Annotated in this window: 22 protein-coding genes and 1 pseudogene; 12 read left to right on the forward strand and 11 right to left on the reverse strand. The window is 59.5% G+C overall.

Annotated elements, in window-relative coordinates; translation table 11 throughout:
* Positions 1–189 precede the first annotated feature (189 nt).
* The 5 genes from EXR36_10480 to EXR36_10500 are packed head-to-tail and all read right to left on the reverse strand — an operon-like array spanning position 190 to position 5,519.
* Complete coding sequence (locus EXR36_10480) at positions 190–1,275, reverse strand: malate/lactate/ureidoglycolate dehydrogenase (GenBank protein MSQ60043.1); 1,086 nt, start codon at positions 1,273–1,275, stop codon at positions 190–192.
* Between the two features lie 4 nt (positions 1,276–1,279).
* On the reverse strand, positions 1,280–2,383 hold the full coding sequence (gene ugpC / locus EXR36_10485; GenBank protein MSQ60044.1) for a sn-glycerol-3-phosphate ABC transporter ATP-binding protein UgpC: 1,104 nt from the start codon (positions 2,381–2,383) through the stop codon (positions 1,280–1,282).
* Between the two features lie 2 nt (positions 2,384–2,385).
* Positions 2,386–3,294, reverse strand: a complete 909-nt coding sequence (locus tag EXR36_10490; protein ID MSQ60045.1) for a carbohydrate ABC transporter permease — start codon at positions 3,292–3,294, stop codon at positions 2,386–2,388.
* A gap of 2 nt (positions 3,295–3,296) precedes the next feature.
* Complete coding sequence (locus EXR36_10495) at positions 3,297–4,169, reverse strand: sugar ABC transporter permease (GenBank protein MSQ60046.1); 873 nt, start codon at positions 4,167–4,169, stop codon at positions 3,297–3,299.
* Positions 4,170–4,181: 12 nt separating this feature from the next.
* Entirely contained in the window at positions 4,182–5,519 is a 1,338-nt protein-coding gene (locus tag EXR36_10500) for an extracellular solute-binding protein (protein ID MSQ60047.1), read from the reverse strand.
* Between the two features lie 80 nt (positions 5,520–5,599).
* On the opposite strand from EXR36_10500, the gene EXR36_10505 reads away from it, so the two are divergent.
* Both EXR36_10505 and EXR36_10510 read left to right on the forward strand, forming a co-directional pair.
* Positions 5,600–6,394, forward strand: a complete 795-nt coding sequence (locus tag EXR36_10505) for a 2,4-dihydroxyhept-2-ene-1,7-dioic acid aldolase (GenBank protein ID MSQ60048.1) — start codon at positions 5,600–5,602, stop codon at positions 6,392–6,394.
* 172 nt (positions 6,395–6,566) lie between these two features.
* Complete coding sequence (locus EXR36_10510) at positions 6,567–6,767, forward strand: type II toxin-antitoxin system VapB family antitoxin (protein MSQ60049.1); 201 nt, start codon at positions 6,567–6,569, stop codon at positions 6,765–6,767.
* A gap of 64 nt (positions 6,768–6,831) precedes the next feature.
* Here EXR36_10510 and EXR36_10515 read toward each other — a convergent pair whose 3' ends face one another.
* From EXR36_10515 to EXR36_10525, 3 genes are all read right to left on the reverse strand, one after another.
* The gene (locus EXR36_10515) at positions 6,832–7,344 is read right to left on the reverse strand and encodes a hypothetical protein (protein ID MSQ60050.1); all 513 of its coding nucleotides are present in this window, start codon (positions 7,342–7,344) and stop codon (positions 6,832–6,834) included.
* 122 nt (positions 7,345–7,466) lie between these two features.
* Positions 7,467–8,891, reverse strand: coding sequence for an amidase (locus EXR36_10520; protein ID MSQ60051.1), 1,425 nt, complete (start codon positions 8,889–8,891; stop codon positions 7,467–7,469).
* Positions 8,892–8,900: 9 nt separating this feature from the next.
* Positions 8,901–9,164 carry a hypothetical protein gene (locus EXR36_10525; protein ID MSQ60052.1) on the reverse strand — a complete coding sequence of 88 codons (264 nt, stop codon included), beginning with the start codon at positions 9,162–9,164 and terminating at the stop codon, positions 8,901–8,903.
* A gap of 142 nt (positions 9,165–9,306) precedes the next feature.
* Between EXR36_10525 and EXR36_10530 the strand changes: the two genes are divergently transcribed.
* From EXR36_10530 to EXR36_10550, 5 genes are all read left to right on the forward strand, one after another.
* Positions 9,307–10,122 carry an aspartate dehydrogenase gene (locus EXR36_10530; protein ID MSQ60053.1) on the forward strand — a complete coding sequence of 272 codons (816 nt, stop codon included), beginning with the start codon at positions 9,307–9,309 and terminating at the stop codon, positions 10,120–10,122.
* Positions 10,119–10,889: a hypothetical protein gene (locus EXR36_10535; protein ID MSQ60054.1), complete on the forward strand. Its 771-nt coding sequence runs from the start codon at positions 10,119–10,121 to the stop codon at positions 10,887–10,889. Before EXR36_10530 ends, EXR36_10535 begins: the two co-directional genes overlap by 4 nt.
* A 399-nt stretch (positions 10,890–11,288) precedes the next feature.
* On the forward strand, positions 11,289–12,053 hold the full coding sequence (locus EXR36_10540; GenBank protein MSQ60055.1) for a hypothetical protein: 765 nt from the start codon (positions 11,289–11,291) through the stop codon (positions 12,051–12,053).
* A 3-nt stretch (positions 12,054–12,056) separates the two neighbouring features.
* Complete coding sequence (locus EXR36_10545; GenBank protein MSQ60056.1) at positions 12,057–12,818, forward strand: sensor domain-containing diguanylate cyclase; 762 nt, start codon at positions 12,057–12,059, stop codon at positions 12,816–12,818.
* A 9-nt stretch (positions 12,819–12,827) separates the two neighbouring features.
* Positions 12,828–13,346, forward strand: a complete 519-nt coding sequence (locus tag EXR36_10550) for a nuclease (protein MSQ60057.1) — start codon at positions 12,828–12,830, stop codon at positions 13,344–13,346.
* Between the two features lie 29 nt (positions 13,347–13,375).
* Here EXR36_10550 and EXR36_10555 read toward each other — a convergent pair whose 3' ends face one another.
* On the reverse strand, positions 13,376–14,764 hold the full coding sequence (locus EXR36_10555; GenBank protein MSQ60058.1) for an alpha-hydroxy-acid oxidizing protein: 1,389 nt from the start codon (positions 14,762–14,764) through the stop codon (positions 13,376–13,378).
* 152 nt (positions 14,765–14,916) lie between these two features.
* Here EXR36_10555 and EXR36_10560 point away from each other — a divergent pair, with 152 nt between their 5' ends.
* Genes EXR36_10560 through EXR36_10570 form a run of 3 tightly spaced genes read left to right on the forward strand, consistent with a single transcriptional unit; the run spans position 14,917 to position 17,981 of the window.
* A complete protein-coding gene (locus EXR36_10560; protein MSQ60059.1) occupies positions 14,917–15,972 on the forward strand; it encodes a TRAP transporter substrate-binding protein in 1,056 nt (351 codons plus the stop codon).
* Positions 15,973–16,019: 47 nt separating this feature from the next.
* On the forward strand, positions 16,020–16,586 hold the full coding sequence (locus EXR36_10565; protein ID MSQ60060.1) for a TRAP transporter small permease subunit: 567 nt from the start codon (positions 16,020–16,022) through the stop codon (positions 16,584–16,586).
* Positions 16,587–16,595: 9 nt separating this feature from the next.
* A complete protein-coding gene (locus EXR36_10570; GenBank protein ID MSQ60061.1) occupies positions 16,596–17,981 on the forward strand; it encodes a TRAP transporter large permease subunit in 1,386 nt (461 codons plus the stop codon).
* A 35-nt stretch (positions 17,982–18,016) separates the two neighbouring features.
* On the opposite strand, the pseudogene EXR36_10575 reads toward EXR36_10570, so the two are convergent.
* Positions 18,017–18,711, reverse strand: a pseudogene (locus EXR36_10575) (glutathione S-transferase).
* A 150-nt stretch (positions 18,712–18,861) separates the two neighbouring features.
* On the opposite strand from EXR36_10575, the gene EXR36_10580 reads away from it, so the two are divergent.
* Complete coding sequence (locus EXR36_10580; protein ID MSQ60062.1) at positions 18,862–19,521, forward strand: carbonic anhydrase; 660 nt, start codon at positions 18,862–18,864, stop codon at positions 19,519–19,521.
* Positions 19,522–19,565: 44 nt separating this feature from the next.
* Here EXR36_10580 and EXR36_10585 read toward each other — a convergent pair whose 3' ends face one another.
* A complete protein-coding gene (locus EXR36_10585) occupies positions 19,566–20,504 on the reverse strand; it encodes an alpha/beta hydrolase (GenBank protein ID MSQ60063.1) in 939 nt (312 codons plus the stop codon).
* A 664-nt stretch (positions 20,505–21,168) separates the two neighbouring features.
* Between EXR36_10585 and EXR36_10590 the strand changes: the two genes are divergently transcribed.
* Positions 21,169–21,361, forward strand: a 193-nt coding sequence (locus EXR36_10590; protein MSQ60064.1) for an anthranilate phosphoribosyltransferase, incomplete at its 3' end; no start/stop codon positions are given.

The following is a 21,361-nucleotide window of genomic DNA, read 5'->3' on the forward strand; positions in this document are numbered from 1 at the left end:
GTTTATTGCGCATATGAGAAGACATGGTAGGCCGGGTTTCTTGCTACTGTTTCCCTCACCCTCGTTCCATCTCCAGGAGGGCGAGGGAGGAAAAGCCCTTCTCCACCCGGGAGAAGGGTGGGGATGAGGGAAACGGCCTTGAATAAAATCTTGGTCATGAATTTAGGAAATCTCAATACGACATAGATTCTAGGCGTGCCCGGGTGCGGCCACGCCAAGCGAACGCGCGGTGGCCACAATGGAGGCCCAGGTTTCTTCGGCCAGGGGAATCCCCTTCGCCAATCTTAGCGTGCGCATGCGCTCCTCGGGCTCTCCCGGTAGCAGGGTTTCATCGCCTGCCTGCGCCGGTTTGGCGGACTTGACGTACTCGGCGTAGCGCGCCACTTCCTCCGGAAAATATTCGGAGGCGTCCAGGCGGGCTGGATCGATATACAGAGAGAACATTCCGTTGGAAAAGCGTTTGCCGGGGGCAGGACATCCGTTACCCGTCAGAGCACCTCCCAAGAGCTCGCACATAAGTGCCAGGCCCGAGCCCTTGTGATGACCAAAGGCGCGGAGGGCTCCCTTTCCCGTGAGAATATCGCGCTTGCCCGTGGTGGGGAAATCGCCGTAGAGCAACCGCGTATCGTTACTGAATTCTCCATCTGGGCCGATCAATGCGTCCGAAGGAATGTTCTTACCGCCTTGGCTCGCCACGAGCACCTTGCCTTCCGCCACGAGCGAGGTGGCGAAATCGAGAATCAAAGGTGAGCGGCCTGGGATGGGTACGCCCACGCAATAGGGCGCGGTGGAGAAGCGCCGCTCGAAACTTCCGAAGGGGGCCACCAACGCACTCCCCGTGGCGTTCACGAAGTGGATGGAAACCAGCCCCGCTTTCGCCGCCATCTCGGCCCAGTCACCGACTCTTCCGATGTGACCCGAGTGGCGCAGCGCCACCGCCGCCAACCCCATCTGCTTGCACTTGCCAATGCCGATTTCCACGGCCTGGGGCGCGATGGTCTGGCCGAAGCCGTACTGGCCATCCACGACGCACAGTACCGGTGTGTCGGATACGACCTGAACCTTTTGGCCGGCATGCACCAGACCGTCGTTCATCAACTGAATGTAGCGCGGAACGCGAATAACACCGTGGCTGTCGTGGCCGGTCAAATTGGCGGCTAGCAAGTAGATGGAAATTCGGTCTGCTTCACCGCGCGTGCAACCGGCTTTGGCAAAGATGCCAGACACGAATGCGCTCAAGGTATCAGCGGCGATGGTTAGGGTATTGAGACTCATTCTTCTAGATGACCTTTCCGGTGCTGTCGTCGATGAGATGCATATGGTTGAGATCCGCCACCAGCGTCATGGTTTTACCTGGTTGTGCGCCGGCGTTTGGGCTCACCCGGGCGCAGACCTCGCCCCCGTTGACGGAGAAATATACAAGCGTATCCATTCCAATGGGCTCGGTAACATCGAGCTTCATATCGAAAGGATGTTGATTGGGCTCCAAACTCGAGCGCCGCTCCAGTATATGCTCTGGCCGCAGGCCAAGGAGGAGTCCCCCGCGATTGATGTACGGCCGGTAACGCGCGTTGTCTGCGTTGTCCGGCACCGGGAATCGAATATTGTCCGTGAGCCGGACGTAAAACCCTCCCGCCGCCTCTTCCAGCCCGCAAGGGATGAAGTTCATGGAGGGTGACCCGATGAATCCGGCAACGAACTTGGTGGCGGGCTCGTGATACAAGACGTTGGGCGGCCCTACTTGCTCGATGATGCCGGCGTTCATGACCACCACCCGGTCCGCGAGCGTCATGGCTTCCACTTGGTCGTGGGTGACGTAGATAGTGGTGGTGCGCAATTTCTGGTGCACCTTCTTGATCTCGATGCGCATCTGCACGCGCAACTTGGCATCCAAGTTGGAGAGCGGCTCGTCGAATAGGAACACCTTTGGGTTGCGCACGATGGCGCGCCCCATGGCCACGCGCTGGCGCTGCCCGCCGGAGAGTTGCTTCGGCTTGCGCTCCAGCAGTTCGCTGATGTCGAGGATGCGCGCGGCGTTATCCACCTGGCGTTTGATTTCATCCTTGGGCGTCTTCTTCAACATCAAGCCGAAGGACATGTTCTCGAATACCGTCATGTGGGGATAGAGCGCGTAATTCTGGAACACCATGGCGATATTGCGGTCCTTGGGCGGCACGTCGTTCACGATGTCACCGCCGATCAGCACCTCGCCGCCGGTGATGTCCTCGAGCCCGGCGATCATGCGAAGTGTGGTGCTCTTCCCGCAACCCGAGGGGCCCACCAGCACCACGAACTCCTTGTCGGCGATATCCAGATCGATGCCTCGCACCGCGAGAACTTCGTCGTACTTCTTCACCAGATTGCGCAGGACGACCTCGGCCATGGCTATCCTTTGGTGGCGCCCGCCGTGAGGCCGGCGATGTAATAGTCCATGAGAAAGGCGTAAATGATGAGCGGGGGTGCCGCGCCCAAGAGCGCGCCGGTCATGATCTGGCCCCAATTGAAAACATCGCCCTTGATCAAGGTGGTGATGATGCCCACGGGCAAGACCAGTTGGTCTGCCGAGGTGGTGAAGGCGAGCGGATAGAGGAACTGCGCCCACGACACGGTGAAAGCGAAGATGGTGGCGGCGATGATGCCGGGCAGCGCCACGGGGATGAAGATCTTGGTCAGCATCTGGGTGTAGCTCGCCCCGTCGATCAGGGCGGCCTCATCGAGTTCCTTGGGGATGCTGCTGAAGTAGCCGATCATGATCCAGGTGCAAAACGGCACCGTGAGCGTGGGATAAAGTATGAGCAACACCCACCAATGATTGATGAGTTCGATGCCAGTCCATTCCTGCACGAACACGAAAATCTTGAACAATGGAATAAACAGCAAGGTTTCCGGAATCAGGTAGGTGAGAAATACGCCGGTTGCGAGGGTAGCGGAGCCCCAGAATTTCATGCGCGACAGCGAGAAGGCGGCGAGTATGCTGACCGCCATGGTGATCGTCACTACCAGCACGGATACGATGGCTGAGTTGCGGAAAAAAGTAAGGTAGGTGGGCGAGGTCAGTAGTTCCTTGTAGTTTTGCAGCGTGGGACTGAACACCCACCAAGGATTGGTGCCCGTGGAGATTTCCGCGCTCGTCTTGAGCGAAGTAATGAGCATGTACAGCGGCGGGGTGAGGAAAAAGATGACGAACAGAACCAGGAAGAAGTAGGACCAGTAGAGCGCGCGGCGGCGGTCACTCCGCATGCTTCCGAGCCCCGGCCTGCTCGCGGGAACAGTAGCTGCGGCTGGCGTTGCCATGCTCATGTTTCGCCTACGCGGCGGGTGACGTCGCGCAAGATGAACACGGCGGCGATGCCCAGAATGGGCAACATGAAGAGCGAGACGCAGGCGCCCAGCGGAATGTCGTTGCCTTCGATCCCGACTCTAAAGGCCCAAGTGGCGAACACGTGGGTTTGGTCCACCGGCCCGCCCGCGGTGAGCACGCGCACGATGTCGAAATTGGCGAAGGTGACGATCAGCGAGAACAGCACGGTGATGGAGATGATGTTGCGCATCATGGGTAAGGTGATGAACCGGAGTTTCTGCCACCAGTTGGCGCCGTCGATGGCGGCGGCCTCGTAGAGCTGTTCGGGTACGGATTTCAGCGCGGCCAGATACATGATCATGAAGAAAGGCGCGCCGAACCAGACATTCACCAGGATCACCGCGAAGCGCGCCCAGTAAGGATCTCCCAGCCAAGGAATGCCCTTGGCGCCGAAGCTCTCGAATATCCAGTTGAAGGCGCTGTAGGACGGGTCGAACAACCATAACCAGGCGAGCGTGCTCATGGCTGGCGGAATCACCCATGGCACCAGCAGCATTCCGCGCCACATGCGCTGGCCCTTGGCGGGGAGGTTGTGCACGAAGTGCGCGACGAACAAGCCGATCAGCGCCTTGAAGAATACCGCCGTCACCGCGAAAATGACCGACTGCTTGACCACCATCCAAAAAGTCTCGCGCTTGAACAGGAAGCTGAAGTTCGCCAGCCCCACGAAGCGCTCCATGGATTTGTTGAGTGTCGCGAGGTAGAGCGAGTAGATGGCGGGGTAGAGCACCAGGGAGCCGATGATGACAATGAGGGGCAGCGCCATCAAGAACGCAATCGCCGATTTGCGCCGCGTGAAGTTTTTCATGAGAGCCGTGAACTACGTGCGAAAGAATCCTTCAAGCTCGGAGGCAGCCCAGCCCATCACCTTGTCCATGGACTCGCCGCCCTGGACGAACTTGGCGATCATCTTGGGCATGGTGGCCTGGGCGAACATTTGACTGGCGATGGCCGCGGGCGCGGGCGCGCCGGGAATCGAAACGATCACATCTCCCGACGGAGGGTAATGCGACAGCGTACCCTTGGGCGGTCCGGCCTCGTTCCAGATCTTGAAGTCGCGCAGCTTGGCGAACGACGGCATATCGAATCCGCCGCTGCCTTGAACCAGTTGCTCGGAGGAGGAACGTTGCGAGAGATAGGTGAGCAGGCTGCGCGCCGCGGATTTGTTCTTGGAAAATTTCCAAATCCCCCAGTAGAACGGCAAGCCCGGATGGTAGCGTCCCATCGGCCCCTTAGGCGCGGGAAAGGTCCACAACTGCTCGGCGACTTTGGGATTGTCCCGCTTGGCCACCGCCCAGGCGCTGGGCGGGTTCATGATTAGCGTGCCTTTGCCCGAGATCAGCCATTTGTTGTTGGAGGCATCGTCCCAGGCGAAGACGTCTGGCGGGAGAAACTGCGCGAGGCGTTTCGCGTACTCCAGTACTTGGCGGGTCGCATCGGACGTGACCGTGATGTTGCCTTTGGCGTCCACCAGATGCGCGCCATGGGCGGCGAATAGCGCTCCGGCGGAATCCACCGAATCCGCCGTTTGCCCGAAACCGATGCCGAAGGGAAAACCAGCCTTGTGGCACTTTTCGGCCGCCATCAGGAAGGCGTCCCAGGTCCACTTATCGGCCAGGGCTTTGTCCGGAGGGCCGCCCGCCGGATACATTTTCGTGAGATCGATACCGGCGTGCTGCTTGAATAAATCGATGCGCCCGCAAGGGCCCTTCATTTGGCTGCCCGCCGTTGCAGGCACCGCCACCCAGCGGCCGTCTTGTTTACCCAGATATTCCACGGCGGCCGCCGGGGCCCCGTACTGCACGATGAGCCCTTGCACGATGTCATCCACGGGCTCCAAATTCTTTGCCTGCGCGGTGACGTTCCAAGTGCCAAAGGATAGGAGGTCGTGCCCCGATTTAGCCATGGCCTCGGAGGTGATGGTGAGGAGCAGCTTATTGCCCTGGGAGGTAATGAAATCGATCTTGAGACCGACTTTCTCCTTGGCGGCCCACTCGTTACACAACTTGGCAAGGGCCTCGTTCGCGCCGGGTACCCAGTGGTCCCAGAAGCCCACGACTAAGGAACCCGCGGCACGAGAGGTACGAATATAGGGAGCGACGGCTAGGGCCGGCGAGGCTCCGAGAAAACGGCGGCGGTTGAACTTTCTGGCATTCATGACATCCTCCCCCTGTGCCCCGGGCCATGACCCGGAATGGCTTATGATGTTACCCCTGACCAACACACTGGATACTAACCGTGCGAGAAAACACAATCAAATCGATTTGGAAAAAAGGCGGTGCCGTCATCAATGGCTGGTTGGGCATTCCCAGTTCCATCGCGGCGGAGAACATGGCGCAAGCAGGCTGGGACGGGCTGACCGTCGATTTGCAGCACGGGCACCTGGATTACCAAGTGGGCATCAGCATGCTCCAGGCAATCGCCACCACCAACACGACGCCGCTCGCTCGCGTGCCATGGTGCGAGCCTGGCATCATCATGAAAATGTTGGATGCGGGTGCCTACGGCATCATCTGCCCCATGATCAATACGCGCGCCGAATGCGAGGCGTTCGTGGGTGCCTGCCGCTACCCGCCGCGCGGATACAGAAGCTTCGGCCCGGTGCGGGCCACGTGGTACGGCGGCGCGGATTATTTCAAGCACGCCAACGAGACGTTGATCACCATGGCGATGATCGAAACCAAGCAGGCGATGGATAATCTTGATGAGATCCTCAGCGTGCCGGGCCTAGATTCGCTCTACGTCGGACCGAACGACCTCGCCATTTCGCTGGGCTATCCACCCTCGGGCGTACCCACGGACAAGGTGGTGCTCGATGCCATCAAGACCATCATGGCAGGTGCGAAGAAGCACGGCATCTACGCCGGCATCCACTGCGGCTCCACGGCCATGGCAAAGGAGATGATCGCCCAGGGCTATCAGTTCGTCACGTTGATGGCGGATAATGCGTTTCTCGCATCGGCTGCCAAGGCGGCGGTGGCGGAGATGCGGCAAGTGGCACCGAGCGCAAGTAAGCCTTCGGGGACCTATTAACAAGAAATTCTGCGGGCGTAGCCCGCCAGCAAGTGCCTTTGTTTTGCGCGGCCAAAACAAAGGAGCAAGAAACGCAGTTTCAGCGGAGGCTAGTGTGCGCGGCGAAGAGGCGGCTTGCGCGTGGCCAGGACGGCGCATAAACTGGCACTGCATACACACATGGTGGTGTAAGGTGCGAACGAACATCGTCCTCGATGAAAAACTTATACGAGAAGCCATGAAGCTCGCTAAAGTGGGTACGAAGCGCGAGGCCGTGAATATTGCCCTGCGCCGCTTTGTCCAGGCCAGTAAGCAAAAGAAGATTCTCGATCTCTACGGAAGCGTGGGCTTGCTCAAGGACTACGATTACAAGAGGGTTCGGTCGGGTGCCTGATGTTCTTACCCGTCATAAGCCAGTGGCGAAAAGGGGCCGCATTGATTGATCTGTTGGCTTGATTTCAATCCTCGTCCCTACGTTGTACCGGCGCCACCTCCCCTGTCTCCGCTTGCTCCCGTTGGATGACTACCTTGGAGTTGATCTCCGTGACGCAATAGGAGTTCACCTCGCAGGTCAGGACGATGTAGGCATTCTCGCCATCCCAGAAGTACTGTAGAAATTTTTGGCGCGGCCGGACGGGATCGCCGAACATGCCGGCCAGAGAATCGAGGATTGCCTTTTGGTTCGCGCCGCCAAAGGTTTGAATGACGCCGGAGCTGAAATGGTTCTTATAGTAGCGATAGGCGATCTTGACCGTATCCACGCGTCCGAATTTCAGTGTGTCGCCCGCCCGCTTGTAGTACTTGACCGTGCCTTCGTCGCGCAAGATGACCATCCGGGCGCCGGCGATGCCGAAGGGTTCGTCCCACGTCACGCCCTGAAAATCGGCGGGTTCGTTCTTCATCTCCGCAAAGGCACTGCCAGCGACAAACAACGCCATGAAAACCGCCGGCCCTTTGCATCCGTTCTTCATGATGATTCCCCTAGCACTGTTTTTTCTTTGATAAGAGCTATTATGGAGCGGGGAAGGGGACAACGCCTAATGGTGGTTCTCCCTTGTTCCCCACGCTCATTGCCCCCGGCCCCCTAACCCCTTCACCCCGCTTTAGCCACAATCGTTGGCCACCGGTCCTTCCACGGTGCGGCTCGTTCGAACGCAGCCGAAGCGCGTAGGACCAGCGGATCGTCCAGATGGCGGCCGACGATCTGCAAGCCTACGGGCAACCCGTCGCGTGTGAAGCCCGCGGGCACCGATGCCGCCGGTTGTCCGCTCATGTTGAAGGGGAAAGTGAACGGTAGCCAATCGAAGGGCGCGGCCTTCTCACCCTCGATGGTCTCGGGACCTTGAATACCGAGTCCGAAGGCTGCCACCGACACGGTGGGCGTGAGAAGCAAGTCGTACTTGTTCATGAACCGCCATAGCTTGTTCACCACAGCCTTCCGCGCCATGACCGCGTTGGTGAATTGTTCGTCGGTGAACTTGGTGCGAATCAATCCCACCAGGTGGGGCATCATGTGAGCCTCGTACTTGTCCACCAATTCGCGCATCCCCTTGAGGTCGGTTTCGAGCATGATGAGACTGACGAAATCTCCAAGGGGATTGGGGAAGCCAGGGTGCGCGATTTCGACGTTGCAGCCAAGGTCTTTCTCGAATACTCGCACGGCTTTGTTCACCACTTCTCGCACTTCCGTATCGACGCGCGCGTAGCCCCAATCCGGGCTGTAGGCGACACGCTTTCCCTTGAGTTCGCCTCGCAGGACATTCATCCAGTTAAAGTTGGATTCGGGCAGGGAGTGCCGGTCGCGCGAGTCCGGGCCGGCGATAACGCTCATCATCAGGGCGGAATCGGCCACGGTGCGGCTGAGCGGCCCGATGTGTTCGATGGATTCCCAACCGTAAACGCCCGGGAAGCGCTCATCGCGTGCCCCTGGATACAAGGGTACACGGCCCATCGAAGCCTTCAATCCGTACACTCCGCAGAGCGCCGCTGGGATACGGACGGATCCGCCGCCGTCACTACCGATGGCAAAAGGACCCATCCCCGCGGCTACCGCCGCGCCGGACCCGGCGCTCGATCCTCCCGAGGTGCGTTCGGTGTTCCATGGATTGCGCGTCTCGGGAAAAATTTTATTGTGGCTCGCCCCGCTATAGCCAAGTTCCTGGACATTGGTTTTGCCGAGGATAACCGCGCCAGCTGCCTTTAGGCGTTCGACCATCACGTCATCCTCATCGGGGATGTAATCTTTATAGAGATAGGAGCCCGAGGTGGTTTTGATGCCCTTGGTCAAGACGAGATCCTTGATCCCGATGGGCACGCCCGCGAGCGCTCCGGTGGAGCGCCCAGCCATGATGTCTGCCTCGATTCGCTTAGCGGTCTCGCGAGCTAATTCCGGAGTGGGCGCGCAAAAAGCGTGGAGGACCGGTTCCAACTTGTCCATGCGCGCGAGCACCGCATCGACGACCTCGACTGGCGAGAGTTGCTTGGCGCGAATGCGCTGAGCCAGCGTTACGGCATCCATGCTACATATCTAGTTGCCAGGGGTTGCCGCCTCGGCGGCGGATATGCCGCTATCGGCGACCATGTGCGCGGCGATGGCGCCGGCCGCTACACCACCTGCGCTTTTTAGGAATTGACGGCGGGACAGTTCGTTCGGGTTCATGATCTTCTCCTTGCAAGTAAGGTGACAAGACACGATAGCCGCGATGCCTGCGCAGGATGAGGTAGCTCCGTCTGCTGACGGAAATGCCAGCCTGGGATTGGAACGCGGAAGTACATAATGCCATGGCAGCATAGGAGATTGGCGGGAGAAACACAATCAGTTCGGCTCCGGTTACGTGTCCCTTCCACCGATGCCCGTGTGCTTGGTAACTGGCCCGTTGGTATAGTCTCGTTGTGGTAACGAGTCATACACCCGCCGCAGGAGAAGTCAACGCATGCCGAATAGCTCTGACTTAGGAGTCGCCATCGCAGGATTGGGTGCGATCGGCCGAGCGCTTGCGCGTGCGCTGGATAAGGGCATTCCTGGGCTTCGTCTGGCGGCGGTTGCCGCGCGGGACGAGGCGAAGGCAAGTGCATTTCTCAAGGAGTTGGCGCAGCCAGTACCCATCGTGCCGCTGGCGGTGCTCGCACAACATGCGGACATCGTGATCGAATGCGCACCGGCCCGCCTCCTGGCGGAGATCGCGGAACCGGTGCTAAGGTCAGGGAAGAAACTCATAGTGTTGTCCTGTGGGGCCTTGCTCGCCAATAGTCATCTGGAAGATCTTGCTGGGCAGCATGGGGCTCAGATCATCGTACCAACCGGAGCATTGATCGGCCTTGATGCCGTGACGGCGGCTGCGGAAGGCAAGATTGAATCGGTGCGTATGGTGACCCGCAAGCCTTTAGCCGGCCTGCTCGGTGCGCCGTTCCTGGCGGAGAACAACATCGATATCGAGGACATCGAGTCGCCATTGAAGATCTTCTCCGGCACGGCGCGGGAAGCGGCGAAGGGATTTCCCGCGAACCTTAACGTGGCGGTTGCCTTGTCCTTGGCCGGCATTGGCCCGGACCGCACACAGGTGGAAATATGGGCGGATCCAACGGTGACGCGAAATACCCATCGAATCGAGGTGGAGTCCGACTCGGCGAGATTCACCATGACCATCGAAAACATTCCGTCGGAGAATCCGAGAACCGGCCGCATCACGGCCTTGAGCGTGATCGCGCTGTTGCGAAAAATGAGCGCGCCGGTTAGAGTCGGGACATGAATACGCCTGAACTCATGGATTTTCCCGAGGGTGGCTACCACTTCCTCAAGGGTGGCTTTCCCTATTCGCAAGGGGTCAAGGCAGGGAAAGGTTATTCCATCGAACGTGCTCGCTTTGTTTCACCGCTGTCACTGATACAGGGGTTCGGCGCTATCGAGAAACACCTCGCCGCCATGGGCCGCCCGCGCACGGCACTATGCGCCGCCGAACTACGCTCGCCTAAACCTTTCAGCATGGGAGGATTCGGCGAGTTCAATAAGACCTATGTGGATGTGTTGAAAGAGTGGGGGTTGTATCGCGATGGACTCAACCCCGTCGCGCGATCCAACGTTACGCCGGAGATCGCACCTCTGGTGGAGCCTTCGTTTTACGCTTTTTGTTACACCGTACCCTCCGTGGAAGCGGAGCAAACCTTTATCGTGGCCGGCAGCGGAGAATGGCCCGAGGGCGGAAGTTTTCCGGACGACATCGTGGCGCGCGAGGATTTGTCGGCGGCGGGCCTGCGCAGCAAAGCGCGCTTCGTACTGGACACGATGGAGCGCCGCTTTAAGGCGTTTGGCGCGAATTGGAGTGATGTAACGGCGAGCCAAGTTTATACCGTGCACGATTTTCACCCCTTCTTGGGCGATGAGATCGTTAGCCGCACGAGAAACGGTGGTGGTCTCACGTGGCACTATTGCCGGCCACCTATCGAGGGGCTGGAGTTCGAGATGGATGTGCGCAGTGTGACCACCGAGAGAGTAATCAATCTGGGTAGCCGGCTCTAATCCAACGCTAACGTGATTCCGCAGCCGGCCCGTGGCCGGGACGCATCCAGTCGCGCATAAGGAAAAATGACGCGCCGGGTAGTCGCAACGCTATTACCTGCAAGAGCACGATATTGGTGTAACGCTGTATGGAATCGAACAACCATTTCGGCAAGATCGTGGTCACAGTATGAGTTGAAGATATCCCGGTGCGAACCATGAAGCGCGTATTCAGTCTCAAAGTCCTGTTCTGGGCGGCGTTGTTCGTCATGGCGGCCAACGCTCTCACGCCATTGCAAACCTTGGAGTGGGTGCGGGAGGCGCGCGATGATCTCACGCGCGTGGAGCGCAACCTCAACACGCTGCATGAAATATTGACGCTGCTTTACTAAAGCGGAGAGCGGCGCGCGCGGTTACGCCATTTCAGGCGAATCCGATTTCCTGGAACCGTATCACGGAGCCTTGAGCCGGTTACGCGATCTCATAGGCGATTCGCGCACCGAATTCGCCGCCGATGCCCAGCAAGCGCCCAAGTTGAAGGAAGTTATACCCATAGTGGACTTACGCTTGCGTTCGCTAGAGAGCCTCGTGACTACCCGGAGAGACAAAGGGTTGGCCGCTGCCGTGGAGCTGGTGAATCGCAGCGAGAGCAGGCCTCGCATGGACCGCATTCGCGGAGACATCGGTAGCATGATCGACTTGGAACAACTGCGCGTGACCAATGGAGCGGCGGAATTGGAGCGCCGCGTGAAGCGCGCCACCACCATCGGCGTGACCGTGAGCGTGATCAACATGGGGATGCTCGTGGTGCTCTTCGTGCTGGGCTACCGCACCTTGCGAGAGCGTGCTAACGCCGAGGTCGCCCAGCGCACGACAGCGGAGAGTCTTGCGCGAGGCCTGGCCGAGTTGGAAATCCGTAACCAGCAAATCTCGCTGCTCGCGGAGCTTGCCGTGGGGCTCGAATCGCCGTCTTCCATGGAGGAAACCCTGCGCACCATAGGATTATTCGGCGCGCAACTATTCCGCGACACCAGCGCCGCGGTCTACCTGTTCAGGCCCTCGCTCAACGTTCTCGAGCGCAGCTCGACTTGGGGAACTCCGCAGGCCATGCCGGAGGTTCTCGATCCGGCGGCGTGCTGGGCCCTGCGCCGTGGCCCGCCGCACACGGTACGCTCAAGGGACTAGGATTTGATCTGCCCCCATTCCGCCAGTATCGCGCCGGACACGCTTCCGCAATTGTGTTTGCCGCTGATGGCCCAAGGCGAGATTCTGGGTTTGGTATGTGTTCAAGCGACACAAGGGGCTTCGTGGGTGGCCGATGAGCGCGCACAAAGATTGGCGCACGCTTTCTCGGAGCAAATCTCCCTAGGTTTGTCGAGTTTCTCGCTGCGGGAAACTCTGCGCCGCCAGTCCATCGTGGATTCGCTGACCGGGCGCTACAACCGCCGCTACTTGGATGAAACCCTCAGGCGCGAGGTGTTTCGCGCCAAGCTAAGCGAAAAAGCCCTGTCGGTCATCATGCTCGACGCGGATCATTTCAAGCGCCTTAACGACACCTTTGGCCATGATGCGGGCGACATCGCGCTGCGAGGGCTGGGGGAGCAACTCAAATCTGGCGTGCGCGCGGGCGACATTGCATGCCGCTATGGCGGCGAGGAGTTTGCCTTGGTGCTGGCCGATTGCGGCAAGGAGCAGGCTTTGCAAAGAGCACGGTGCATCGCGCAAAACGTGCGGGAGTTGCGGCTCGTCCATGGCGGTACGCCGCTCCAACAGATCACGATTTCCGGAGGCGTGGCGACCTACCCGGAGGATGGCGAGGAAGCCGAACAGTTGATCGCGGCGGCGGACCGGGCGTTGTACGGGGCCAAGCATAGCGGCCGTGACCGGGTGTTGGGCGCGGAGCACGGTGAAGCATCCGTCGCGGTTAGCGCCACGAGCACGAAAGTTTGAAGGCCGCGTTTGATTTTTCTTTGGTGCTGCCTTGCATGGCAGCATGCCCGCGCGGAAATTCTCGAAGGCCGCGTGGTGAAGGTCATTGACGGCGACACCGTCGAAGTGACGGATTCCAACCGCCGGCGCTTCCGGGTGCGCCTGTCGTGGTCGGACGCTCCCGAGAAAGCGCAACCTCATGGCATCAACGCCACTCGTAATTTGCGCGCGTTGGTGTATCGCAAACCGGTGAGCGTGGACTGGTACAAGAAAGATGAGTATCGCCGCTTGATTGGACAGCTCTGGGTGGCTCCGGCGAATACGTGCCCCAACGCCTCGGCTACTTGCAAGCGCACGCTGGATGCCGCGCTCGCCCAAATCAGCGCGGGAATGGGATGGCATTACCGGCATTACGCGCATGAGCAAACCGTGGAGGATAGGGAGCGTTACGCCCAGGCGGAAGAACAGGCGCGCGGACGGCACGCCGGGCTCTGGGGTGCACGCAGAAAACCCATTCCGCCGTGGGAATGGCGCCATTCACATCATTGAATGCCCTTCCTGCTGCAATTTACTACAGGCTACGGATGAGCGAGAAGACCAGGAACCAAACCGCCGAGGGAGGATTGTCCTAGAAGCAACATGGCCGAGTCTATCTCTCTACGAAATATCTCGGCCACTTTATCCACTCCGGCTTCGCCTTGTACGGCCAGCCCGTAAAGAAACGGCCGTCCCACCATGCACGCGCGAGCGCCCAGGCACAATGCCTTCACCACATCGATTCCGCGCCGCACGCCGCCATCGAGAATGACTTCCGCGCGCCCGCCCACCGCATTCACCACGGCGGGGAGGGCGGCGATGGCGGATATGGTGCTATCCAATTGCCGGCCGCCGTGATTGGAAACGATCACCGCATCGGCTCCGTGTTGTACGGCGAGCCTCGCATCTTCGGGCGACAAGATACCTTTCACCGCAACCGGTCCTTGCCACTCGCTCTTGCACCATTCCAGCGCTTCCCAGCCGAAACTCAGATCGTACAAATCCTTGATGTACTCGGCGATGGTGAAGAGATCGGACTTGGAATGGGTCTCACCGGCGAGATTGGCGAAGGTCACGGTGGGGCCCAGCGGCACGTCCAAGGTCCAGCGCCAGCAACGCAGCGCATCGGCCAAATTGCGCAACGTGATGCGCGGCGGAATGACGAACCCGTTACGCATATCGCGTTCGCGCGGGCCTTGCGTCTTGGTATCCACCGTGAGTACCAAGGTGCGATAGCCAGCGGCGCGCGCTCTGTGCATGATGCGGCGGTTGATCTCGCGCTCCTTCAGCAAATAGACTTGTAGCCAATGGGCGCCGGGCGCCGCCGCGCTCACCTCCTCGATGCTGGAGGCCGACATCTGGCTTTGGCAGTAGGGAATGCCTAGACGCGTGGCCACTTGCGCCTCCAAGCATTCCCCTTTACGCCTGACCAGGCCCGCGAGACCCGTGGGTGCAATGATGATGGGGAGACTGGCAGGCTGGCCAAGGATGGTAGTAGAGAGATCGCGCCGCGAAACATCGGTGTTGACGCGCGGGACGAAGCGGTAGCGCCCGAAATCCTCTCGATTGGCGCGCAAGGAAACTTCATCCGTCGCGCCACCGTCCACGAACTCGAACACTGCCTTGGGGAGATACGCACGCGCGAGTTTGCGTAGGTCTTCTATGTTGACGACGGGCGTGGGCACGATTTGTTGTTGAGGATAGCGAAGTGCTCGTGCTCTGACTTCCATGAGTTTAGCCGCCCGTTGGGGAAGCCGCACTTGCACGAACCGGCTCATGATATCGTAACCGGCCCTGGTGGATGTTCCGCCCTTACATTGCTTACGAGATATGAAGTATGCGGTTAGCGCGGCGGAAGCTCCCCGCGGTTCGAACGAAGAATCCCGTGCAGCCAGACCGAACAGCGTGCTCCGAGGGCCGGGGAGCCGCATCTGGTTGCCGCTCAGGTGGCATTGAGGCTTTGCTCTTCGCTGGGATTCCCAAGCCGGAACGCGGCTGGTACTCTCGCGCAGGTTTGCCGTTGGGACCTGCGGTAACGGCGCCGAGCGGTTGGGCGGTTACAACACATATATGGAGGAGGGCTATGAGGGCTTCGATTCGCTTCACACGGGCAGCTTTCGCATCGGTGGGAATCCTGGCGGCCGGCCTTGCCGCGGCGCAGGATCCGAAGGTCAAGTTCAATGTCGCCAATAATTTCCCCAACAGTCTTCCCATCGTGGGAGAGGCGGGGCCTCGCTATGCCGAGCGGGTAAAGCGGGCCTCCGGCGGGTCCATCGAGATGAAGTTCCACGAGCCGGGCGCTCTCGTCCCAGCCTTGCAGTCCATCCAGGCGGCTTCCAAGGGGTCGGTGGACGCGGCGTGGTCGAGTGCCGGGTTCTTCGCGGGGACCGATTCGGCGTTCAATATGTTTTCCACCGTGCCCTTCGGTCCGACCATCCCAGAGTACATGGCTTGGATGTACTACGGCGGTGGAGGTGAGCTGCAACAGGAGATGTTCCACAAGCATGGCATCCATCCGCTTTCCTGCGGCATTCATGCGCCCGAGGCTTCAGGCTGGTTCCGCAAGGAGATCAAGAGCATCAACGATCTCAAGGGACTGAAGATGCGTTTCTTCGGCTTTGGCGCCAAGGTGATGGAACGCCTTGGGGTGTCCACTCAGTTGCTGGCGCCTGGCGATATTTTCCAGGCCCTGCAGTTGGGGACGATCGACGCCACCGAGTTCTCCATGCCCGCCCTGGACCAGCGGCAGGGGTTCCACCAGGTGGCGAAGTACTACTACTTTCCGGGCTGGCACCAGCAGGCGTCCATCGTTCATTTGCTCATCAACAAAGCCAAATGGGATGCCCTGGCCGACGCCCAAAAGGCCGTGCTCGAATTGGCCTGCGGCGACATGATGCGCGATGTCGCCGCGCATAGCGAAGCGGTGCAGTGGAAGGCCATGCAGGAAATGCGCAATAAGAATGGCGTAAAGTTAATGCGCTGGTCCCCGGAAATTCTCAAGGCTTACGAGAAAGCTTGGGGCGAAGTCGTCGCCGAGGAATCGGCCAAGAATCCCAACTTCAAGAAGGTGTGGGATTCCTACTCGCAGTTCCGGGCGAATTATTCCCTTTGGCGTGAGTATGGATATCTGAAGAATTAGCCGGCCCGCCGGGGTCTGTCGTAATTTATTCCAAAAAGGAGGAGAGCATGGACCGGCTTCTTGCGGCGAGTAACGCCATTGGCGCAGTGCTGGAGAAAATTTCCGCGGCCGTGGGGTGGCTCTTTCTCGCGGCCACGGCCGTCATCATGTTCGACGTGCTCTCCCGCAAATTCGGTTTTCAGATTCCTGGCATGGGTTCCACGCGCTTGCAAGAACTCGAGTGGCACCTTCACACGGCGTTGTTCTCCTTCTGGATCGGCATGGGCTATATCCGCAACACCCATGTGCGCATCGATGTCGCGACCACCAACGCCAAGCCGCGCACGCACGCCATGCTGGAATTACTCGGTTGCATCATCTTCGCGCTTCCCTACACCCTGGTGGCGATTTATTTCGCGGCGGATTTCGCCTGGATTTCCTTCGTTGACATGGAGGGCTCCGAGTCCGCCAATGGACTGCCCTACCGCTGGATTCCCAAGACGTTTCTTCTGGCGGGGCTGGTGCTCCTACTGTTCGCGGTGCTCTCGGTGCTCATGCGGATGATCGTGTTTCTGCATGGACCGGAAAGGCTGCGCGCCGCGGCATCTTTCGGCGGCGCCAAGGCCGCGAGTTAGGAGGCCGCCATGGAATGGATCGCGCACCATCTTTCCCTCATCCTCTTTCTTGTCCTCACGCTGGCGCTGTTCTGCGGTTTTCCGGTGGCCTTCGTGCTGGGCGGTATCGCTATCATATTCGGCGTCATCGGAATCTGGCTCGATGTCTTCATGCCGGTACAGTTCTTCAACTTGTTACCGCGCATCTTCGGCTCGGCGGCCTCGAATCCGGTTCTGGTGGCGGTGCCCATGTTTATTTTCATGGGCACGGTTCTGGAGCGAAGCGGCGTCGCCAACGATCTTCTACATTGCCTGCAAGTGTTGCTGCGAAGGATTCCAGGCGGGCTCGCCATGTCGGTCACCTTGATGGGTACCATCATGGCGGCGACCACCGGCATCGTCGGCGCTTCGGTTGTGATGCTGACCTTGATCGCGCTACCGGCGATGATGGAGCGGGGTTACCAGAAGGAACTGGCGGTGGGCACCATCGCCTCCGCCGGCACCCTGGGAATCTTGATTCCGCCTTCCATCATGCTCGTCATCATGGGGGACTTGCTGTCTGTATCGGTGGGCTCATTGTTCGCCGCCGCCGTGATTCCCGGTCTGATTCTGTCCTTGCTGTACGTGATCTATATCGGCGGCCTTAGCTTCCTCAAACCTGAGTTGGCGCCCCCCTTGCCCCAGGACATAGGGCCGAAAACCAGCGGCGAATTTTGGGCGATGATCTTCAAGAGTTTTGTTCCGCCCACTTTTCTTATTACCTTGGTATTGGGTTCCATCTTTGGTGGATGGGCCACTCCGACCGAGGCCGCCGGTGTGGGTGCCTTCGGTGCGCTGCTTCTGGCGTGGTGGAAGAAGCGCTTGAGCATGAAGTCCTTGCGCGAAACCATCGAATCTTCCGCTCTGACCAATGCCATGGTGTTCTTCATCTTCTTCGGCGCCACCATGTTCTCCTTCGTGTTCCGCTCCCTGGGCGGCGACGAGGTCGTGGTGGACCTCTTGCGCAAGGCGGGACTCAACACCGGATGGGAGATCCTCATCTTCATGATGGTTCTCACCTTCGTGTTGGGATTCTTTTTCGATTGGTTGGAAATCTGCTTGATCGTGCTGCCCATCTTCGCACCCGTGTTGCAAGGCGCGGACTTCAGTGCTCATCTGGGGGAGGGAGGACCGATCCTGTTCATGACTTGGTTCATCGTGATGCTTTCGGTCAACTTGCAGACCTCATTCTTGACGCCGCCCTTCGGCTTCACGCTGTTCTACATGAAAGGAACGGTGCCACCATCGGTCACCATGGCACATATCTACCGAGGCATAGTTCCGTTCGTGATTCTGCAGCTCATCGGGCTTGCTTTGATCATCGCGTTCCCGGAGTTGGCGCTGTGGTTGCCGCGGGAGGCGGGGTTCTTGAACTGAACTTTGCAGCAGCCGTTTCTACACGCCAGTAGAAACTAGCGCACCAATATGGCCTGCACATCCTTGGCCAAGGCGCTTGCGTTAGCATCTTGAGGGGTGTTGTAGTCAGTTTCATGCGGGATCCGCACACCCTTGGCGCAGCCGGGCCGTGCATCGATCGCCGCCATCCATCGCCGCAAATTCGGTAGCTCGCTCACGGATACCACCGCCAAGTTATGGATCCGGCACCAGCTCCAATTGGCGATGCCGGCGATGGAAAAATCCCCAGCCAGCCACTCGTTGTCCGCTAATTGCCGGTCGAGCACGCCGTACAGCCGCGCCACTTCGTTTTGGTAGCGGGAGATGCGCTGGGCAAACGTTCGGGGAAATAGCGGTAGAAGACATTGGCTTGGCCTTGCATGGGCCCCACACCGCCCATCTGAAACATCAACCACTGGATTACGCGCGAGCGTGCCTTACGTTCCGCCGGGAGCAAACGGCCGGCCTTCTCGGCGAGGTAGATCATGATCGCACCGGACTCGAATACCGCGAAGTCTTCGGCATCGTGGTCGACGATGGCGGGGATGCGGGCGTTCGGGTTGAGCTTCACGTACTCAGGAGCTTTCTGCTCCCCCTTCATGATGTTTACCGGATACAAGATGTAGGGCATCTCCAACTCCTCCAAGGTGCAGGATGCCTTCCATCCGTTGGGCGTGGCCCAGGTGTATAGATCGATGCTTGGTTTGGCCATGGTGTTCCTCGTTCATCATAAAAACCTCACCACAGAGACACAGAGGCTATGCTGCCCTATCGTGGAGTAGTATCGAATCCGCGAACTTGGCGGGGCCGGGCCCGGTTCAACTCCAATCTTGCCGGCCCCGCACATGCAAAAGGAGAAACCATGGCGAAATCGAACACTGACCAATATTTGGAAAATAACAAGCAGTATGCGAGCGGCCAAGCGTTGCACAAGCCGGTTCATCCTGGGAAGCAACCCATCCAGCCCTCCAAGCGGGTCGCCGTGGTGGCGTGCATGGACGCGCGGCTGGACGTGGAAGACTTGCTCGGCTTGCAAACGGGGGATGCGCATATCATCCGCAATGCGGGCGGGGTGGTGACGGAGGACGCGATTCGCTGCCTCATCATTTCCCACCACCTGCTCAACACGAACGAAGTGATCCTGATTCATCACACGCGCTGCGGCATGCTGGCCTTCACCGACGATCTGCTGAAGGCCGGCCTTGAAGGCGATCCCGCGGCGGAGAAACTATTAGGCCAAGCAACGAGCAGGGAGTTTAGAAGTTGCGGGAAGTCGGCTTCCACCCCTTCCGATTTCCACGCTTTTCGCGGACCCATTGAGCCGTTGGACGCACCGCGAGATGCCAAGAACAGCGAGCGCCTCGCCTGGGATGTGCGCCGGGGAATCTCGCGAATATTGAATCATCCGTGGATTCCCACGACCGGACCCGATGCCATCACCGTACGCGGTTTCATCTACGACGTGGATAGCGGGAAGCTCGATGAAGTGAGCTATCCCGGTCCCATGGGTACATTCGGATAACGTACCGCATCCCCCTCCCGAGCTGGGAGGGGGATAACCTTCGCTTACGACCGCTTCAGGAACGCGATCACTTCCTTGTTGAACACGTCTGGCGCTTCACGCATGGTGAAGTGGCCGGCGTTTGGCACCGGGATGTACTTCAAGTTGAGGTAGTACTGCGGAACGAGATCCGACCAGTCGATGATGACGCAAGTATCGCCTTCGCCCCACAAGCACAGCGTGGGGATGTGCGTCGGGACGTAATCCCTCGGCTCCCACCCTCTCGCCGCCGGGCTCAGGTTGGCGCGATACCAGCTAAAGCCGCCTTCCACGTTCCCAGGCTTCACGAAGTTGTCGGTGATGATCTCGATTTCCTCCGGTGTCCACAGCGCCTTGTTGGCGGACCACCAATTGAAGAACCAGCGGAAATAAATCTTCGTGGCTTCGCGGCTCGATCCCACCAGCTCCGTTGCCAGCGGCGTGCTGTGGAAAGAGGCGTAGTAGGAATGGCCATGGAAGGCCGGGCTTAAGTAACGCGCCTCGGCACCTGGCAGGAAGGGGTTGGCGAGCACCAGTTTCTTGACCATCTCGGGATAGCGCCGCACGAACTTGTGCATGGTGAGCGAGCTCCAGTCATGCCCCACCCAATGCGCTTTCTCGATGCCTAGGGCCTTCGCCACCAGCATTTGATCGTCCACCGTGGTGTTCAGATCGTAGTGGTCCACGGGGTCGAGGCCGATGCGGTTGGTTCGAGAGTCGTAGCCGGGCTTGTCCGTATCCCCGTAGCCGCGCATGTCCACGGCGATAACGTCGAAGTGCTTGGCAAGCTCCTTGATATTCATCCAGTAGTCCCACCAGAAGCCGGGACAGCCGTGGAAGAGGAACAAGGTCTCCCCGCTGCCCTCGCGCACATAATGGAACTTGACGTCGTAGCCACGCTGATCGCGGGTGGTCACGCTGTAGTGCTTGAAATCCTCGGGTCGCAGGAGCTTCCTGCCGAACAAGGTGTCGGCGCCCTTGGCCGTGAGCGCTTCCCATTTGCCGCCATAAAGGTCGCGGTAAGAAGGCGTGCGGTAGGAGGGCGGATTCTAGCCTGCGGCCAATGCCCCGGAAATGCCAGCCAGATTACCGGCTGCCAGGGCACCGGCCATGCCGGCACCCGCCGTTAGAAAAAACCGGCGGCGGTCCATTTCCCGCGGCTGTTCGTTAGATGGGGTAGCAACAGCGGAAGTAGTGCGTTTCATTGCAAGTTCTCCTCTATGTTATTTCGATGAACACGGATGGCGCCGCATCCGCGCGTGATTCCCGGATCTGGGGCGGAGTGCATGGGGCAGCGCCGCGGCGCCTGGCAGGGTAGTGCCTGCCCATGCAAATGCACGTCCATATTACGATGAGATAAAGCAATTCGCGAGTTGAGATGCCGCTATTGGTATTTCGGTTTTGGAGGAGGTGCGGTGGGCGCGGAAGCGAAGGCTATGCCGCTGGCTGTTCCGCGAGCGGATGGAGATCTCGCCCAAGGATTTTTCGCCGCGAGGTCTCGTCTTCCGCGGATCGCAACGGCAGCGTGCCTGAACCGCCGCTTGACACGCTCGCCCCAAGTGGTGTTTGATACTCGCGCGCCGCGCCGCGCGGCGGGGCGCGCATCCAACTAACCCAAGGGAGAGGACTATGTTCAAGGAATCGCTCGGCAAGCTTACACGCAACCAAGATCTCACGCCCGCCGAGGTCACCGAATTCGTCGAGAACATGCGCGACGAGTTAATCACCGAAGTTCAGATCGCGGGCTTTCTGGTCGCGATGCTAATGAAGCGCCCCACGGCGGACGAGATCGCCGCCATCGCGCGCGCGATGCGCGACAATT

The sequence above is a fragment of the Betaproteobacteria bacterium genome, assembly GCA_009693245.1.
Classification (GTDB): Bacteria; Pseudomonadota; Gammaproteobacteria; order Burkholderiales; family SHXO01; genus SHXO01.

Bases quoted from the DNA above. Each gene is read 5' to 3' on its own strand.
- EXR36_10480 (MSQ60043.1), bottom strand. From the start codon at position 1,275: ATGAGTCTCAATACCCTAACCATCGCCGCTGATACCTTGAGCGCATTC.
- ugpC (MSQ60044.1), bottom strand. From the start codon at position 2,383: ATGGCCGAGGTCGTCCTGCGCAATCTGGTGAAGAAGTACGACGAAGTT.
- EXR36_10490 (MSQ60045.1), bottom strand. From the start codon at position 3,294: ATGGCAACGCCAGCCGCAGCTACTGTTCCCGCGAGCAGGCCGGGGCTC.
- EXR36_10495 (MSQ60046.1), bottom strand. From the start codon at position 4,169: ATGAAAAACTTCACGCGGCGCAAATCGGCGATTGCGTTCTTGATGGCG.
- EXR36_10500 (MSQ60047.1), bottom strand. From the start codon at position 5,519: ATGAATGCCAGAAAGTTCAACCGCCGCCGTTTTCTCGGAGCCTCGCCG.
- EXR36_10515 (MSQ60050.1), bottom strand. From the start codon at position 7,344: ATGAAGAACGGATGCAAAGGGCCGGCGGTTTTCATGGCGTTGTTTGTC.
- EXR36_10520 (MSQ60051.1), bottom strand. From the start codon at position 8,891: ATGGATGCCGTAACGCTGGCTCAGCGCATTCGCGCCAAGCAACTCTCG.
- EXR36_10525 (MSQ60052.1), bottom strand. From the start codon at position 9,164: ATGCTGCCATGGCATTATGTACTTCCGCGTTCCAATCCCAGGCTGGCA.
- EXR36_10530 (MSQ60053.1), top strand. From the start codon at position 9,307: ATGCCGAATAGCTCTGACTTAGGAGTCGCCATCGCAGGATTGGGTGCG.
- EXR36_10535 (MSQ60054.1), top strand. From the start codon at position 10,119: ATGAATACGCCTGAACTCATGGATTTTCCCGAGGGTGGCTACCACTTC.
- EXR36_10555 (MSQ60058.1), bottom strand. From the start codon at position 14,764: ATGCGGCTCCCCGGCCCTCGGAGCACGCTGTTCGGTCTGGCTGCACGG.
- EXR36_10560 (MSQ60059.1), top strand. From the start codon at position 14,917: ATGAGGGCTTCGATTCGCTTCACACGGGCAGCTTTCGCATCGGTGGGA.
- EXR36_10565 (MSQ60060.1), top strand. From the start codon at position 16,020: ATGGACCGGCTTCTTGCGGCGAGTAACGCCATTGGCGCAGTGCTGGAG.
- EXR36_10570 (MSQ60061.1), top strand. From the start codon at position 16,596: ATGGAATGGATCGCGCACCATCTTTCCCTCATCCTCTTTCTTGTCCTC.
- EXR36_10580 (MSQ60062.1), top strand. From the start codon at position 18,862: ATGGCGAAATCGAACACTGACCAATATTTGGAAAATAACAAGCAGTAT.